This is a genomic window from Kineococcus sp. NPDC059986, from assembly GCF_040702905.1.
GTDB lineage: Bacteria > Actinomycetota > Actinomycetes > Actinomycetales > Kineococcaceae > Kineococcus.
In genome coordinates, this window is the sequence record NZ_JBFBND010000010.1 from 94,611 (window position 1) to 109,674 (window position 15,064).

The 15,064-nt window shown below is 73.0% G+C and carries 12 protein-coding genes and 1 riboswitch; of the genes, 8 read left to right on the forward strand and 4 right to left on the reverse strand.

Annotated features, from left to right (window positions below):
• The first annotated feature begins 16 nt into the window (after positions 1 to 16).
• The 8 genes from AB0637_RS10055 (at position 17) to AB0637_RS10090 (ending at position 10,019) form a co-directional block, all read left to right on the forward strand.
• Entirely contained in the window at positions 17 to 985 is a 969-nt protein-coding gene (locus AB0637_RS10055; protein ID WP_366171848.1) for a methylenetetrahydrofolate reductase, read from the forward strand.
• The gene (gene metE / locus AB0637_RS10060; RefSeq protein WP_366171850.1) at positions 982 to 3,330 is read left to right on the forward strand and encodes a 5-methyltetrahydropteroyltriglutamate--homocysteine S-methyltransferase; all 2,349 of its coding nucleotides are present in this window, start codon (positions 982 to 984) and stop codon (positions 3,328 to 3,330) included. Before AB0637_RS10055 ends, metE begins: the two co-directional genes overlap by 4 nt.
• 117 nt (positions 3,331 to 3,447) lie before the next feature.
• Positions 3,448 to 3,540: riboswitch (SAM riboswitch) on the forward strand.
• A gap of 241 nt (positions 3,541 to 3,781) precedes the next feature.
• Positions 3,782 to 5,335, forward strand: a complete 1,554-nt coding sequence (locus AB0637_RS10065) for an ABC transporter substrate-binding protein (protein ID WP_366171852.1) — start codon at positions 3,782 to 3,784, stop codon at positions 5,333 to 5,335.
• Positions 5,336 to 5,363: 28 nt separating this feature from the next.
• A complete protein-coding gene (locus tag AB0637_RS10070; protein ID WP_366171854.1) occupies positions 5,364 to 6,359 on the forward strand; it encodes an ABC transporter permease in 996 nt (331 codons plus the stop codon).
• Between the two features lie 104 nt (positions 6,360 to 6,463).
• A complete protein-coding gene (locus AB0637_RS10075; protein ID WP_366171961.1) occupies positions 6,464 to 7,267 on the forward strand; it encodes an ABC transporter permease in 804 nt (267 codons plus the stop codon).
• Positions 7,264 to 8,889 carry an ABC transporter ATP-binding protein gene (locus tag AB0637_RS10080; protein ID WP_366171856.1) on the forward strand — a complete coding sequence of 542 codons (1,626 nt, stop codon included), beginning with the start codon at positions 7,264 to 7,266 and terminating at the stop codon, positions 8,887 to 8,889. The genes AB0637_RS10075 and AB0637_RS10080 overlap by 4 nt, the downstream gene beginning before the upstream one ends.
• Positions 8,886 to 9,410 (forward strand): GNAT family N-acetyltransferase, encoded by a 525-nt coding sequence (locus tag AB0637_RS10085; RefSeq protein WP_366171858.1) that lies wholly within the window; start codon positions 8,886 to 8,888, stop codon positions 9,408 to 9,410. Before AB0637_RS10080 ends, AB0637_RS10085 begins: the two co-directional genes overlap by 4 nt.
• Positions 9,411 to 9,482: 72 nt before the next feature.
• On the forward strand, positions 9,483 to 10,019 hold the full coding sequence (locus tag AB0637_RS10090; protein WP_366171860.1) for a hypothetical protein: 537 nt from the start codon (positions 9,483 to 9,485) through the stop codon (positions 10,017 to 10,019).
• Positions 10,020 to 10,208: 189 nt separating this feature from the next.
• On the opposite strand, the gene AB0637_RS10095 is transcribed toward AB0637_RS10090, so the two are convergent.
• The 4 genes from AB0637_RS10095 to AB0637_RS10110 all read right to left on the reverse strand — a co-directional run bounded on the left by AB0637_RS10095 (position 10,209) and on the right by AB0637_RS10110 (position 15,007).
• On the reverse strand, positions 10,209 to 11,183 hold the full coding sequence (locus tag AB0637_RS10095; RefSeq protein WP_366171862.1) for an ABC transporter substrate-binding protein: 975 nt from the start codon (positions 11,181 to 11,183) through the stop codon (positions 10,209 to 10,211).
• 88 nt (positions 11,184 to 11,271) lie between these two features.
• On the reverse strand, positions 11,272 to 12,063 hold the full coding sequence (locus tag AB0637_RS10100; protein WP_366171864.1) for an amino acid ABC transporter ATP-binding protein: 792 nt from the start codon (positions 12,061 to 12,063) through the stop codon (positions 11,272 to 11,274).
• On the reverse strand, positions 12,060 to 13,025 hold the full coding sequence (locus tag AB0637_RS10105) for an amino acid ABC transporter permease (protein WP_366171866.1): 966 nt from the start codon (positions 13,023 to 13,025) through the stop codon (positions 12,060 to 12,062). Before AB0637_RS10105 ends, AB0637_RS10100 begins: the two co-directional genes overlap by 4 nt.
• Positions 13,022 to 15,007, reverse strand: coding sequence for an FAD/NAD(P)-binding protein (locus tag AB0637_RS10110; protein WP_366171868.1), 1,986 nt, complete (start codon positions 15,005 to 15,007; stop codon positions 13,022 to 13,024). Before AB0637_RS10110 ends, AB0637_RS10105 begins: the two co-directional genes overlap by 4 nt.
• Positions 15,008 to 15,064 lie beyond the last annotated feature (57 nt).

Below are 15,064 nucleotides of genomic sequence, written 5' to 3' on the forward strand. Positions count from 1 at the left end.
GTGCGGGACCGGCGCGATGACGCTCGCCCCCCTCGTCGCCGGTGCGGCGGGGCGGCCGACGCTCAGTTTCGAACTCTTCCCGCCGAGGACGGCGGACGGGCGGGATGCGCTGTGGCGCAGACTGTCCGACCTCCTGGCCACCGGACCGGACTTCGTCTCGGTGACCTTCGGGGCGGCCGGTGCCACCCGGGGTCCGAGCCGTGACCTGCTGGCCCACGTCCTGAGTTCCACGGCGGTGCCCGCCATGGCGCACCTGACGTGCGTGGGTTCCTCCCGCCGCGAGGTCGTCGACCTGGCGTGCGAGTTCTTCGACGCCGGCGTCCGGAACGTCCTCGCCCTGCGCGGGGACCCGCCGTGCGGGGCGGGGGAGTTCACCCCCCACCCCGACGGCGTCGCGACGGCCCGCGACCTCGTCGAACTCCTCCAGGTCGCCGACCGGCGGCGCCTCGCGCTGCGGGGTGGGCGTCTCCCCGTCGACGTCCCCCCGCTCAGCCTCGCCGTCGCGGCCTTCCCGCGGGACCGCGACGAGCACGAACTCGCGGTCCTGCGCGCCAAGCAGGACGCCGGCGCGCAGTTCGCCGTCTGCCAGGTCGGCTGGTCCGCCCGGGAGTACGGGACGTTCCTCTCCCGGGCCCGGGCCGCGGGGATCACGATGCCCCTGCTGCCCGGGCTGGCGGTGACCCACGAACTGCGCCGGCTCGAACGGATCGGCGAGCTGACCGGTGTCCCCGCACCGCGGGAACTGCTCGCGGCCCTGGACTCCGGCGACGAACGCGTCCGTCGCCGAGCGGCCACGGCGTTCACCTCCGGGCTCGCCCGCGACCTGCTCGCCGTCGGCGCACCCGGCCTGCACCTCTACACCTTCAACGCGGTCGAGCCCGTCCTCGACCTGCTCGACGACCTGCGCGACCACCTGCGCGACCACACGACCACGACCCGTCCCGCCGAACGCCGCGTCCGCGCGGTAGGAGGAGCCCTCCGATGAGCCAGCACCCGACCACCGACCAGCCGGCGTGGACCGCGACCGTCCTCGGCTACCCCCGCATCGGCCCCGACCGCGAGACGAAGAGGGCGCTGGAGGCCCTGTGGGCCGGGCGTGCCGACCTCGCCGCGACGGAGACGGCCCTGGCGGCCGTGCGGGCGGCGACGGTCCGGCGGCTGAACGCGCTGGGCCTGCCCGCCCACGACGCCTCCATCCCGTCCTCGTTCTCCGCCTACGACCAGGTCCTCGACACGGCCGTCGCCGTGGGTGCTGTTCCGGAACGGTTCGCCGACCTCGTCGCGGCCGACGGACGGGTGGACCTGCAGGCCTACTCGACGATCGCCCGGGGGCGCGGCGCGCTGGCCCCGCTGGAGATGACGAAGTGGTTCGACACGAACTACCACTACCTCGTCCCCGAGATCGGCCCGGGCACCGCGTTCCGGTTCGCCGACGACCGCGGCGTCCGGGAGTTCGCCGAGGCCCTCGCGGACGGGTTCCTCACGCGTCCCGTCCTCGTCGGTCCGGTCACGTTCCTGCTGCTGGCCAAGGCGTCCGACGACAGCCCGGCCGGGTTCTCCCCGCTGTCGCGGCTCGAGGACCTGCTGGGTGCCTACGAGCAGCTGCTCGCCGCCTACGCCGCGGCGGGGGCGACCTGGGTCCAGCTCGACGAACCGGGGCTGGTGAGCGACTCCGCCACGGCCGGTGTCGACGGGCTCGACGAGCTGGTCCGCGCCACCTACGAGCGGCTCGCGGCGGTCCCGTCCCGTCCGCGGCTGCTGGTCGCCACGCCCTACGGGGACGCGCACGGGTTCCTGGGGGCGTTGAGCGCGGTGGAGGGGATCGCGCTCGACCTCGTCAAGGGCTCCGTGCCCGCGGACGGTTCCGCGCTGGCCGGCAAGACCGTCGTCGCGGGCGTCGTCGACGGGCACAACGTCTGGCGCGGTGACCTCGAGCACGCGCTGGCGACACTGCGTTCCCTGCAGGACGGGCCCGCCCACGTCGTCGCGGGGACGTCGACCTCGCTCCTGCACGTGCCGCACGACGTGGACCGCGAGACGGCGCTGCCGGAACGACTGCGCAGCTGGCTGGCGTTCGCCGACCAGAAGGTCGCCGAGGTGGTGCTGCTGGGCCGGGCGCTCGCCGACCCCGCGGCCGCAGGAGTCGCGCAGGGGCTGGCGGCGTCGGCCGCGGCCCGCGCCGACCGGCTCGGCGCGCCCGGAGTCGTGCGGCCCGACGTGCGGGAACGACTCGCGAGGCTGACCCCGGAGGCGTTCCGCCGCAGCGACTACGCCGTCCGCCGTGCGGCGCAGGAGGTGGCGCTCGGGCTGCCCCTGCTGCCGACGACCACCATCGGCTCGTTCCCGCAGACGCCGGAGATCCGGCGGGCGCGGGCGGCCTGGAGCCGCGGCGAACTCGGTCAGGAGGCCTACGAGGAGTTCCTGCGCGCCGAGATCGACCGCGTGGTGCAGCTGCAGGAGGAGCTGGGGCTCGACGTCGTCGTGCACGGCGAACCCGAGCGCAACGACATGGTCCAGTACTTCGCCGAGCAGCTCGACGGGTTCGCCGTCACCGAGCACGGCTGGGTGCAGTCGTACGGTTCGCGCGGGGTGCGACCGCCGATCCTGTGGGGCGACGTGACCCGTCCTGCGCCCATCACGGTGCCGTGGAGCACGTACACCGCCGGGCGCACGGCCAAACCCGTCAAGGGGATGCTGACCGGTCCGGTGACGATCCTGGCCTGGTCGTTCGTCCGGGACGACCAGCCGCTGGGGGACACCGCGAAGCAGGTCGCCCTGGCGCTGCGCGACGAGGTCGCCGACCTCGAGGCGGCCGGCATCGGGATCGTCCAGGTCGACGAACCCGCGCTGCGTGAACTGCTGCCCCTGGCCGCGGCCGACCAGCCCGCGTACCTGGACTGGTCCGTCGCCTCCTTCCGGCTCGCCACCGCGGGGGCGGTCGACACCACGCAGGTGCACACCCACCTGTGCTACTCGGAGTTCGGCGAGGTCATCGACGCCATCGACGGCCTCGACGCGGACGTCACGAGCATCGAGGCGGCACGATCGCGGATGGAGGTGCTCGAGGACATCGCCCGGGCGGGTTTCGCCCGCGGCATCGGTCCCGGCGTCTACGACATCCACTCCCCGCGGGTCCCCTCCGTCGAGGAGGTCGTCGGCCTGCTGCGGGCGGCCGTCGCGTCCGTCCCCGCGCGCCAGGTCTGGGTGAACCCCGACTGCGGGCTCAAGACGCGCGGGTACGCCGAGACGACGGAGTCGCTCCGGAACCTCGTCGAGGCGGCGCGCACCGTGCGGTCCGAACTGCCGGTGGCGAGCCCCGTCGCGGGCTGATCCGCACCGTCCGACCGAACCCCTCCGTCCATCCGGGCGGAGGGGTTCCGTCGTTCCCGGACCCGTTGCCGCGCGCTCGGTTGAGTTCCGGCACGGTTCCCCGTAGAGTTCCTGGTGCAACCATCCAGAGCGGCTGAGAGACCTGGCTCCGCGACGCCGCAGCAACCCCCCGGACACGGGCGCGGGTGCTTCCGCCAGGAACGATGGAGGGGTTCTCGTGGAACGGACGTCGCACGTCGCCATCCTCAGGCGCGTCGTGGACCTCTGCCGCACGGGCGCCACCAGCTGTCGCTGACCGATCTCCTCCGCAGTTCCCCGGCCGGCCCTCGCCGGTCCCGCACCCGCCGTCGTGCCGGTGCGCCCCACCCACTCCTCAGGAGACCTCTTGCGCAGCAGTACGTCCCTACCCAGAACGACTCTTCCCAGAACTCTGTCCGCCGCCGGCCTCGTCGTGCTGACCGCCCTCACCGCGTGCAGCGGCGGGACCAGCCGGGCCGGGGACGCCGAGGGTGGCACCCCCGTCCGCGGGGGGAACCTGAAGTTCGCGATCTCCGTCGACTCCGGGTGCATCGATCCCCAGCAGGTCGGCAACAACGACGCCCTGAACATCGGGCGCCAGCTCGTGGACTCCCTCACGGTGCAGGACCTCGACGGGAGGATCCAGCCCTGGCTGGCGCAGAGCTGGGAGGTCAGTCCCGACGCGAGGACCTTCACCTTCCACCTGCGGGACGGGGCGACGTTCTCCGACGGCAGCCCCGTCGACGCGGCCGCGGTGAAGGCCAACCTCGACGGGATCGTCGCCCTGGGGGCCAAGGCGTCCCTCGGCTCGACCTACCTGCAGGGCTACACGGGGACGCAGGCGCCGGACGTGCGAACAGCGGTCGTGACGTTCGCCCAGCCCAGCGCGCAGTTCCTCCAGGCCACCTCCACGATGAGCCTCGGCCTGCTGTCGGTGCCGACGACCTCGGCGGACCCGGCGACCCGGTGCGAAGGAACGACGCTCGTCGGGTCCGGCCCGTTCACCGTCGGCAGCTACGCCAACGGTTCGAAGACCGTGCTGGAGAGGCGGGCCGGGTACGACTGGGCGCCGACCGGGGCCAAGCACCAGGGGGAGGCCTACCTCGACACCATCACCTACGAGGTCGTCCCCGAGGCCAGCGTGCGCACGGGATCGCTGCAGTCGCAGCAGATCGACGCGACGACCGGCATCGCATCGCAGGACCTGCCGCAGTTCGACGGCAACGGGTTCTGGACCCAGCGTCGCGCGAACCCGGGCATCCCGTACAACTTCTTCCCCAACGAGTCGCGCCCGGTCTTCTCCGACGAGAGGGTCCGGCAGGCGTTCTCGAAAGCCGTCGACCGCACGACCCTCGCCAGCATCCTCAACCCCGGTGACGTCGCCGTGACGTCGGCCTTGTCGGCCTCCACCCCCTCGGCCCCCGACGACTCCGCCGACCTCGCGCTCGACGTGGCGGGGGCCAACCGGTTGCTCGACGAGGCCGGCTGGGTCAAGGGCGCGGACGGGATCCGGGCCAAGGACGGCAAGGAGCTCACCGTCACCGTGACGTTCTGGCAGCCCACGACCGCCGTGCTGGAGCTCGTCCAGCAGCAGGAACGCGCAGTCGGCATCGACCTGCAGCTCAAGCAGGGCACCACCGCCGAGACCACGGCCCTGCAGAACTCCGGCGACTACGACGTCCTGTTCTACAACCTGACCCGGTCCGACCCGGACGTGCTGCGGACGATCTTCTCGACCGAGACCCGCAACGTGAACCACCGGGCGCACAGCCAGGTCGACGACCTGCTCACGCAGCAGGCCGCGACGACGGACCCCGCGGCGCGGGCCCAGCTCGTGGCGCAGGCCTCGCAGCTCCTCGTCGAGGAGGCGCACTCGATCCCGCTCATCGAGCTGTCGACCGTCATCGCCGCGAACGACGACGTGCGCGACCTGCAGTTCGAGGGCTCGTCGCGGCTGTGGTTCCACGACGCCTGGAAGCAGGCGTGAGCACCGTGACGCGGGAAGGGGCCGGGTCGTGACGGGGTACGTCACCCGCCGGCTCGGGCAGGCGGTCGTCGTCCTGTGGGCGGCGTACACCGTGACGTTCGTCGTCCTGTACCTGCTGCCCAGCGACCCGGTGGAGATCATGCTCGCCGGGGGGCAGGGCGGGGAGCAGTCCACCGTCGATCCGGCGCAGGTCGCGGCCCTGCGGCACGAGTACGGCCTCGACGAACCGCTGCCCGTGCAGTACGTCCACGCGCTGTGGAGGACGCTGCACCTGGACTTCGGGCGGTCGATCCAGAACGGGGCACCGGTCACGTCCCTCATCGGGGACGCGCTGCCGCAGACGGCGGTCCTCGCGGCGTCCGCTCTCGCCGTCGCGCTCGTCCTCGGGGTCGGGATCGCGTTCCTGTCCACGTGGGTCCGGCGGTCCTGGGTGCGGACGTTGCTGCTGGCACTGCCCCCGCTGGGTGTGTCGCTGCCGACGTTCTGGGTCGGCCTGCTGCTCGTCCAGGTCTTCTCGTTCCGGATCCCCGTGTTCCCCGCGCTGGGCAACCAGGGGTTCGCGACGCTCGTCCTGCCGTCGGTGACCCTCGCCGTGCCGGTCTCGGCGTCGATCGCGCAGGTGCTGGCCCGGGGCCTACGCACCGCCCTGGCCGAACCGTACGTCGAGACGGCCCGCGCCAAGGGCGCGTCCCGGGCCCGGGTCCACCTGCGGCACGCGTTCCGCAACGCCACGATCCCGGCACTGACCATCGTGGGGGTCATCGTGGGAAACCTGCTGGCCGGTGCCGTGGTGGTGGAGACCGTCTTCTCCCGCGTCGGCATCGGGCGGCTGACCGTCACCGCCGTCAACGGTCAGGACATCCCCCTCGTGCAGGGGCTCGTCCTGCTGGCGGCCGCGGTCTTCGTCGCCACCAACCTCGTCGTGGACCTGCTGTACCCCGTCGTCGACCCGCGCATCCGGGTCGTCGGGGTGCCGCGTCGCCCGCGAGCCGTCACCAGGACCCTCGTGGGGAGCGCGTCGTGAGCACCGGAGTGAGCAGGGGGGCGCCCGAGGACGTCCTCGACGTCCTCGACATCGGGGAGCGCTACCGGGAGGCGGCGAGGGGACCCGCGCAACCGCGTCGCGGGCTGCCGACGTGGGCCAGGCGCCCGGACCTGCTGCTCGCTGGTGCGGTGGTCCTGATGGTCCTGGCCTGGGCGGCGTTCCCGACGCTGTTCACCTCGCAGAGCCCCGTCGACGGGGTGCCCGCGGACCGCCTCCAGGGTCCGTCCGCGGCGCACCTGTTCGGCACCGACCACCTGGGCCGCGACCTGTTCTCCCGGGTGGTCCACGGGGCCCGGCTCACGCTCCAGGCCACCGTCCTCGCCGTCCTGATCGGCCTCGTCGTCGGAACCCTCACCGGGCTGGTCTCCGGTTTCGTGCGCGGCGTCGTCGACGACGTCCTCATGCGCACCATGGACGTCCTGCTGTCCATCCCCGCCCTGCTGCTGTCGATGGCGCTCATCACGGCGCTGGGCTTCGGGACGGTCAAGGTCGCGATCGCCGTCGGGATCGGGACGGTCGCGAACTTCGCCCGCGTCATGCGCTCGGAGGTGCTGAAGGTCAGCTCGGCGGTCTACGTCGAGGCCGCTCGGGCCAGCGGGGTCCGGACGACGGGCGTGCTGTTCCGGCACGTCCTCCCGAACGCGGCCGGGCCCGTGTTGTCCCTGTCGGCACTGGAGTTCGGGGTCGCCGTCCTCGCGGTCTCCGCGCTGAGCTTCCTCGGCTTCGGCGCACCACCGCCGGCGCCCGAGTGGGGTTCGCTCGTCGCGGGCGGGCGGGACTACCTCGCGACCTCGTGGTGGCTGACGACGTTGCCGGGAGTCGTGGTGGCGGCGGTCGTGCTCTCCGCCAACCGGATCGCCCGGGCACTGGAGAGGGGCACGGCGTGAGCGACGCGTTGTTGAGCGTGCGGGACCTGAGGATCTCCTACGGGTTCCGAGAGGTCGTCCACGGGGTGTCGTTCGACGTCCACCCCGGTGAGGTCGTCGCCGTCGTCGGGGAGTCCGGGTCCGGCAAGAGCACGACCGCGCACGCCGTCGTGGGGCTCCTGTCGGGGGCGGGCAGGGTGGACTCGGGGTCGGTGCTGTTCGAGGGCGACGAGCTCGTCGGCCTCGGCGAGAGGGCGTGGCGCTCGGTGCGCGGGGCCCGGATCGGCCTGGTCCCGCAGGACCCGACGTTGTCGCTGAATCCCGTCCAGCGGATCGGGGAGCAGGTCGCGGAGGTGGTGCGCATCCACGGTCTGGCCAAGGGTGCCGCCGCCCGGCGGCGGGCGGTCGAACTCCTCACCGCCGCCGGGCTGCCGGACGCGGCCGTGCGCGCCGAGCAGTACCCGACGGAACTGTCGGGAGGCATGCGGCAGCGGGTCCTGCTCGCCATCGGGCTGGCCGCCGGACCCCGGTTGCTCGTGGCCGACGAACCGACGAGCGCGCTCGACGTCACGGTGCAGCGGCAGGTGCTGGACCACCTGGAGTCCCTGACCCGGGACACGGGGACGGCGGTGCTGTTCATCACGCACGACCTCGCGGTGGCCGCCGACCGCGCCTCCCGGGTCGTCGTCATGTCGCAGGGCGAGGTCGTCGAGGTCGGCACCGCCCGGCAGGTGCTGACGGCACCGGAGCACGCGTACACGCAGTCGTTGCTCGCGGCCGCGCCGAGCCTGCACAGCGCGCGCATCCGGGCCGTCCCGCGCGAGCGGACGGCGCCGCCGGCGCCCCGGTCGCCCGGACCGCTCGTGCAGGTGCGGTCCCTGGTCAAGGAGTTCCCGCTGCCCGGTCGGGGCAACGTCCAGACCGCCGTGTCGGACGTGAGCTTCGACGTCGGCCGCGGGGAGACGGTGGGTCTGGTGGGGGAATCGGGGTCGGGCAAGACGACGACGGCCCGCCTGGTCCTCGGGCTGGAGCGACCCACCTCCGGACAGGTGCTGGTCGACGGTGTCGAGACGACCGGCCTCAGGGGAGCCGCCTGGCGCGACCTGCGCCGCCGGGCGCAGCTCGTCTACCAGAACCCCTACGCCTCCCTCGACCCGCGCATCGCCGTCGGGGAGACCATCGCCGAACCGTTGCGCGCCTTCGGGATCGGCGATCGGGCCTCGCGCCGGAAGAAGGCCGCGTCGTTGCTGGACCAGGTGCGGTTGCCCGCTGACGCCCTCGAACGACGGCCCGCCGAGCTCTCCGGCGGTCAGCGCCAGCGGGTCGCCATCGCCCGCGCGCTGGCGCTGGAACCGGAGCTCGTCGTCTGCGACGAACCGGTCTCGGCCCTCGACGTGTCGGTGCAGGCGCAGATCCTGGAGCTGCTCGTGCAGCTGCAGGCCGACCACGGGCTGAGCTACCTGTTCATCTCCCACGACCTGGCCGTGATCCGGCAGATCAGCGACACGGTGGGGGTGATGCGTCGCGGGGAACTCGTGGAGTTCGCTCCCGCGCGGGACGTCTTCGCGCACCCGCAGCACGAGTACACCGTGGAACTGCTCGAGGCCATCCCGGGTCGCCGGGCGCTGGAGGTGGTGGAGTGACGGCCGAACCCGCCGAGCTCGTCGTCCGCGCGGTCGGCACCGCCGACCCGTTGGCGAAGCCGCTGTTCGACGACCTCGCCCACGAGTACGGCACCCGCTACGGCGGGTCGGTGGAGGAGGTCCGGCAGGAGTTGGAGCGGTACCCGGCGCAGGAGTTCGCCGCTCCGCACGGGGTGCTGCTGCTGCTCCTGGAGGACGGGACCGCGGTCGCCGGCGGCGCCTACCGCCGCTACGACGAGCGGACCGCGGAGCTCAAGCGCATCTGGACGCACCCCGCGCACCGCCGTCGGGGCCTGGCACGACGGGTGCTGGCCGAGCTGGAACGGCGGGCGGTGGCCGGCGGCTACGAGGCGCTGTACCTGACGACGGGGCCGCGGCAACCCGAGGCCAAGCACCTCTACCTGACCTCCGGGTACGTCCCCCAGTTCGACCTCGACGTCGATCCCGAGACGATCGGTCCGCTCGCGTTCGTGAAGGAGCTGGACCCCCGGCCAGGGGTGGTGGGGGCCTCCTCGTCGTAGCGCCACCCGTGGCGTGTCCGCAGTGGCTCGCCCACGTCGTCCACTCTCGATCCACCACCGGAAGGCCCTTCCGTGAGCACCTCGCCCAGCCTGCTGCCCGACTCCCGTCGGTCGCACCTGCCCACGACCCCCGACGAGGGGCTGCGCCGCCGCGGCCTCCCGGAGGAGGGGGTGGAGCGGCCGGTGAGGGCCCTGCTCCCCGAGAGGGCGCTGGAGGCTCCGGGACCGATCGCGCTGCGCGCCGACCTCCCCGTGGGCGCGGCGATCGAGCAGGCCGTTGCCGAGGGGGCGCTGGGCCGCACCCCCCTGGCGGTCGTGCAGTCCCGTCAGGGAGCTCGACGTCCTCACGTGCTCGGCGACGTCCTGGGTGCCACGACCTTGGCCGGTCTCCGCAGGCTGGTCCGTGACGACCCCGAGGTCGCCGCGACCGCGCTGCGCGAGGTGGCCGACCCACCGTTGCCGCAGGTCGGGGTGGGCCAGGACGTCGACGAGGCGTGGGAGGCGTTGGGTCCGGCTCCCGCGGCGTGGGTCCTGGTGGCCGGTCGCGTCGTCGGCTGGGTCCGTCGTGCCCGGCTCGAGCAGTTCCGCACCCCCGGTGTCCTCCCGTGAGGGCGTGCCCGCGCTCGCGTCGTGCCGTCGTGCCCTCGTGGCCGACGCCCTGAGGGTCTCCTCGTCGGCCTGCGGGAGGGCGGCGTTGCGGTTGCCGAACTTCCCCTTCCGGCGGCTCTGACCGCCCGAGCACGCGGAACGGCCCGCCCACCCCGAGGGGTGGACGGGCCGTTGCGCCCGAGGTGCGGTTCAGTCGGTCTTGGGCAGCCCGGGCGGGTTGATCTCGGACGTCGGGACCGCCTCGTTGGACAGGTTCCAGCGCTCGAGGGTCTTGCCGTAGGCGCCGCTGGAGATGAGGTGGTTGATCGCGTCGGCGAGCGCCTGGACGAGCCCGTTGTCCTTCTTCGTCGTGGCCGCGATGTCCGCGACGATGGTGCCACCGCCGGGGACGGTGCCGACGATCTTCGTGTCCCCCGAGACGAGCGCGTGGTACGCAGCGGTCGGGTTGGGGCCGAAGTTCGCGACGATGCGGCCCGACTTCAGCGCCAGGTAAGTGTCGGAGGCCTGCTGGTAGTACTGGATCTTGGCCTCCTTCTGGCCGGCGGCCTTGAGCTGCTCGTTCCAGTCCAGCAGGACCTTCTCCTGGTTGGTGCCCGAACCGACCGAGACGGTCAGGCCCGCGATGTCCTCGGGCTCCTTGATCGACGTGATCTCGGAGTCCTTCGCGACCTCCCAGGCGAGGGTGTCGACGCGGTAGGAGGCGAAGTCGTACTTCTCCTTGCGTTCCTCGGTGACGGTGATGTTGGAGAACCCGACGTCGTACTGGCCCGAGTCCATCGACAGGAAGAGGTTCTCCCAGCTGGTGGCCTGGATGTCGGGCTTCAGGCCCAGGACGCCGGCGACGAGGAGGGCGATGTCGGGTTCGATCCCGATGACGGTCTTGTCGTCGTCGGCCTTGAAGCTCAGGGGCGGGGCGCCGTTGCCGGTGGTGCCGATGACGAGGGTCCCACGGTCCTTGATCGCTTGGGGGACCTTGGCGGCGATCTCCGGCACGGCCTCGACGGTGATGCGGCCCTTCTGGGTCGGGCTGGTGTCGACCGACGTGCCACCGGAGTCGCCGGAGGCGGCTGCGGGAGCGGTCGCCGGGTCGGTCCCGCCGCCGCAGGCGGCCAGGACGAGCGGGGTCGCGGCCAGCGACAGGAGCCAGGTTCGACGGCTGATCACGGGGTTCTCCTCGGGGTTCGAGACCTGCCTCGGGGCAGGTCGACAGGGCGGTCCGGCGTTCGCGCCGGACCGGGGTGGGCTGGGTGGTTCAGAGGACCTTCGCGAGGAACGAGCGGGTGCGCTCGTGCCGCGGGTGGTCGAAGACCTCGGTGGGGGTCCCTTCCTCGAGGACGACGCCCTCGTGCATGAACAGCACGCGGTCGGCGACCTCCCGGGCGAAGCCGATCTCGTGGGTGACGACCACCATGGTCGCGCCGGACGCGGCGAGGTCGCGGATGACGTCCAGCACCTCGCCGACGAGTTCGGGGTCCAGCGCCGACGTGGGTTCGTCGAACAGGACCAGGGAGGGTTTGAGGGCGAGCGCGCGGGCGATGGCCACGCGCTGCTGCTGGCCGCCGGACAGGCGGCGCGGGTACTCGTCGGACTTGTCGGCCAGGCCCACGCGTTCGAGGAGGGCCTGCGCCTCCGCCTCGGCCTCGGACCGCTTGCGCCGCTGAGCCGAGACGGGGGCCTCGACGACGTTCTCCAGCACGGTCAGGTGCGGGAACAGGTTGAAGTGCTGGAAGACGAACCCGATCTCCGAGCGCTGGCGCAGGACCTCGCGCTCGTGCAGTTCGCGCAGGTGGTTCCCCGCCCGCTTGTAGCCGATGAGCTCGCCGTTGACCTCGACGACGCCGGCGTCGACCTTCTCGAGGTGGTTGATGGTGCGCAGCAGCGTGGACTTGCCCGAACCCGAGGCGCCGAGCACCACGGTGACGGTGCCGGCGGCCACCGCCAGGTCGACGCCGCGCAGAACCTCGAGCGCGCCGAAGCGCTTGTGGACGCCCTCGAGCCGGACGACGACTCCGGACGCCGGACGGTTCAGGGTCGGCGTGCTCATCGGGAGACCTCCGGGCGACGGGCGCGGGCGGCCAGCACGGTGCGGGCGAGCTTCAGCAGCGGGAGTTCCGCCTGGTGGCGGTCGCTGCCGCGGCCGTAGTGGCGCTCGACGAACCACTGCACGACCGACAGCACGGTGGTGAGGACGAAGTACCAGATCGCGGCCACGAGCAGCAGCGGGATGACCCGGCCGGTGCGGTTGTAGACGACCTGCACTTGGTAGAACAGCTCGGGCAAGGCCATGATGTAGACGACCGAGGTCCCCTTCAGCAGGCCGATGACCTCGTTCCCGGTGGTGGGCACGATGATGCGCAGGGCCTGCGGCAGCTGGATGCGCCAGAACTGCCGGAACTGCGGGATCCCGAGCGCGGCCGCCGCTTCGCGCTGGCCCGGGTCGATCGCCAGGAACCCCGAGCGCACGATCTCGGCGAAGTAGGCGGCCTGGTGCAGGCCCAGGCCGAGGAACGCGGCGGTCAGCGGGGCGATGAGGTTCTGGGTCGAGAAGGTCCAGAACTGCGGGCCGAAGGGGACGCCGAAGCCGATGGTCTTGTACAGGATCGCGAGGTTGAACCAGAACAGGAGCTGCAGGATCAGCGGGACCGACCGGAAGACGCTGATGTAGGCGAAGCTCACACCCTGCAGCAGGGGGTTCTTCGACATCCGCAGGAGGGCGAGCACGGTGCCCAGCACGAGACCGATGGCGGTGCCGACGATCGTCAGCTGCACCGTCAGCCACAGGGACTGCAGGATCGTGGCGGAGAACAGGAACTGCCCGACGGTGGGCCACTCCCAGGCGGGGTTCGTCACGAGGGCGTTGCCGGCCATCGCGGCGACGACCGCGACGGCCGCGGTCGCGACCCACCGCCACGGGTGGCGCGCGGGCAGGACCTTGACGGCCTCCACGGGTTTCTCGGTCCCCAACGGGGCGCTGGGGGCGGTGCCGGTGCGAGTCGTCTCGCTCATCGACGGTCTCCTGGGAGTTCGGACGGGGTGGTGTTGCGGGCCGACAGGTCCTGGTGCACCGCGCGAGCCCCTGCCCGCAGCAGGTCCGCGGCGAGCCGGTCGCCGCGCCGGAAGAGCTCGGCGTTCGTGCCCGGCCGGGCGAACGCCGCGGCGGCGCCCTCGCCCGAGACCCAGGCCCCCGTGGCGAAGCGCCGCGGGTGCGGAGCGCCGTCGTCGCGGACCAGCCGGGCCCGGGCGTCCACGACGAGCCGGCCGTTCGACAGCCGTGTCTCGCCGTCGAGGACCTGGTGGGCCCGGACGTCGCCCCGTTCGCGCAACCGCGTCAGCAGCACGTCGGAGGTCCACTCCAGGTCCGGGACGGGCAGCCGAGCCTCGACGAGCCCCTGCGCCCGCACCTCGTGGGGGCCGCTGTCGGACGTCGCGGTGAACGAGCCCGTCTCGGGATCGGCGACGACGTTCAGCCCGGCCCCGAGGAAGCGCAGCAGACCGGCGCGGGCGAGGGCGGCCAGCTGCCGCAACCGGTGCGGCGGCGGCCCACTGGCGACGTAGCTGAAGAAGCCGTGCCACCAGCCGTCGACGTCGAGGGCCGCGGACCGGGCGTTGAGCCGCCCGGCCGCGTGCAGGCCGGCGGTGACGACGTAGGCGGACAGCAGGGCCGCCACGGCCGCGGCGTCGGGGGAGTGGCGCGCGTCGGCCCGCCGGGTCCGGTCGTCCTCGAGGTGCTGCAGGACGCGCTCGTGGACCTCCTCGCCCGAGGTTCCCCACCACCCGTCCAGGGGGCGGTCCAGCTCGGCGGGGTCGAAGCGGTCGGCGGGGTCGGGGACGGCGCGTTCGACGAGGTCGTCGACCTCGGCCGAACCCCAGGCCGCGCGGGAGAACCGGGCGTCGAACTCGGTGGCCGCCAGCGTGGTGCGGTCCGGGTGGCTGCGGAACAGTTCGCGGTAGTGGGCCCCGGCCAGTTCCTTGGCGATGAGCGGCCAGAGGTCCGCCCGCAGGTCGAGCGGGGCGTCGCCGTGCAGGTCCGAGACGGTCTGCGACGAGTAGTAGCGCGGCAGTCCGAGGTCCCGCGGGGTCTCGTAGCCGATCTTCGAGCGGTACGGCACCCCGCGTCGCGAGCCGGCGTGCAGCCGGGGTTCCCGCCCGCTGGGGTGGTAGTCCAGCGACCCGTCCGGGCCTTCGGTGAACCGCCCGCCGCGGCCCTCGGTGAGGCGTACCACGAGGTCGACGAAGGCCAGACCCATGCCGACCACGACCACGTCCGACCCCGGCCGCAGCACGTCGAGGTCCTGCTCGCTGGTGTAGCCCGGGCGGACGTAGGCCAGGCCGTGGGCGCGGGCGAACGTCGCGATGCGTCGTTCGCGGGGGCCGGGCCGGACGTCGAGGTGCCCCTGCACGAGCAGCACCGCGTCGACCCTCAGGGTCTCCTCCTGCCCGGCCAGGTGCAGCACCTGCCGGCCGTCGAGGGGGTCGTCCGTCAGGTCCAGGACGGTCCGGGCGTGCCGGTGGACCCGCACCCCGGCGGGCAGCTGCGCGAGCGTGCGGGCCCACGCGTCGGCGAAGTACCCGCTGGCGAGGCGACGCGAGGTGAAGGACCCGGGCTCGTGGCGCAGCAGTTCTTCGCGCAGGAGGTCGTCGCCGGTGGCGTCCGCGTCCACCACGAGGGCGGCGCGGTTCTCCTGGACCCAGCCGGCCAGCGACGGCCCGCGCAGCACGGGTTCGGCGAGGCCGGTGACGGACTCGTCGGGCAGGACGCTGATGTCCGCGGCCCGCGAGTTCATCCACAGCAACGGGTCCTGGGCCTCGCGCCACACCCGGCCGGCGCCGGAGTCGTACGGGTCCACCACGTGCACGTCGAGGACGGACCCGTCACCGGTCGCGGTGTGCTGGGCACCGAGACGCTGCAGGAGGACGAGAGTTCGAGGCCCTGCGCCGACGATTCCCAGTGAACGGGTGCGGGGCAGGGAGGAGGTGGGACGTGACACAGGGGTGCTCCGGAGGTCCGCGCCGGCAACGGCGCAGGGGACGTCCGCGGGCGGGGC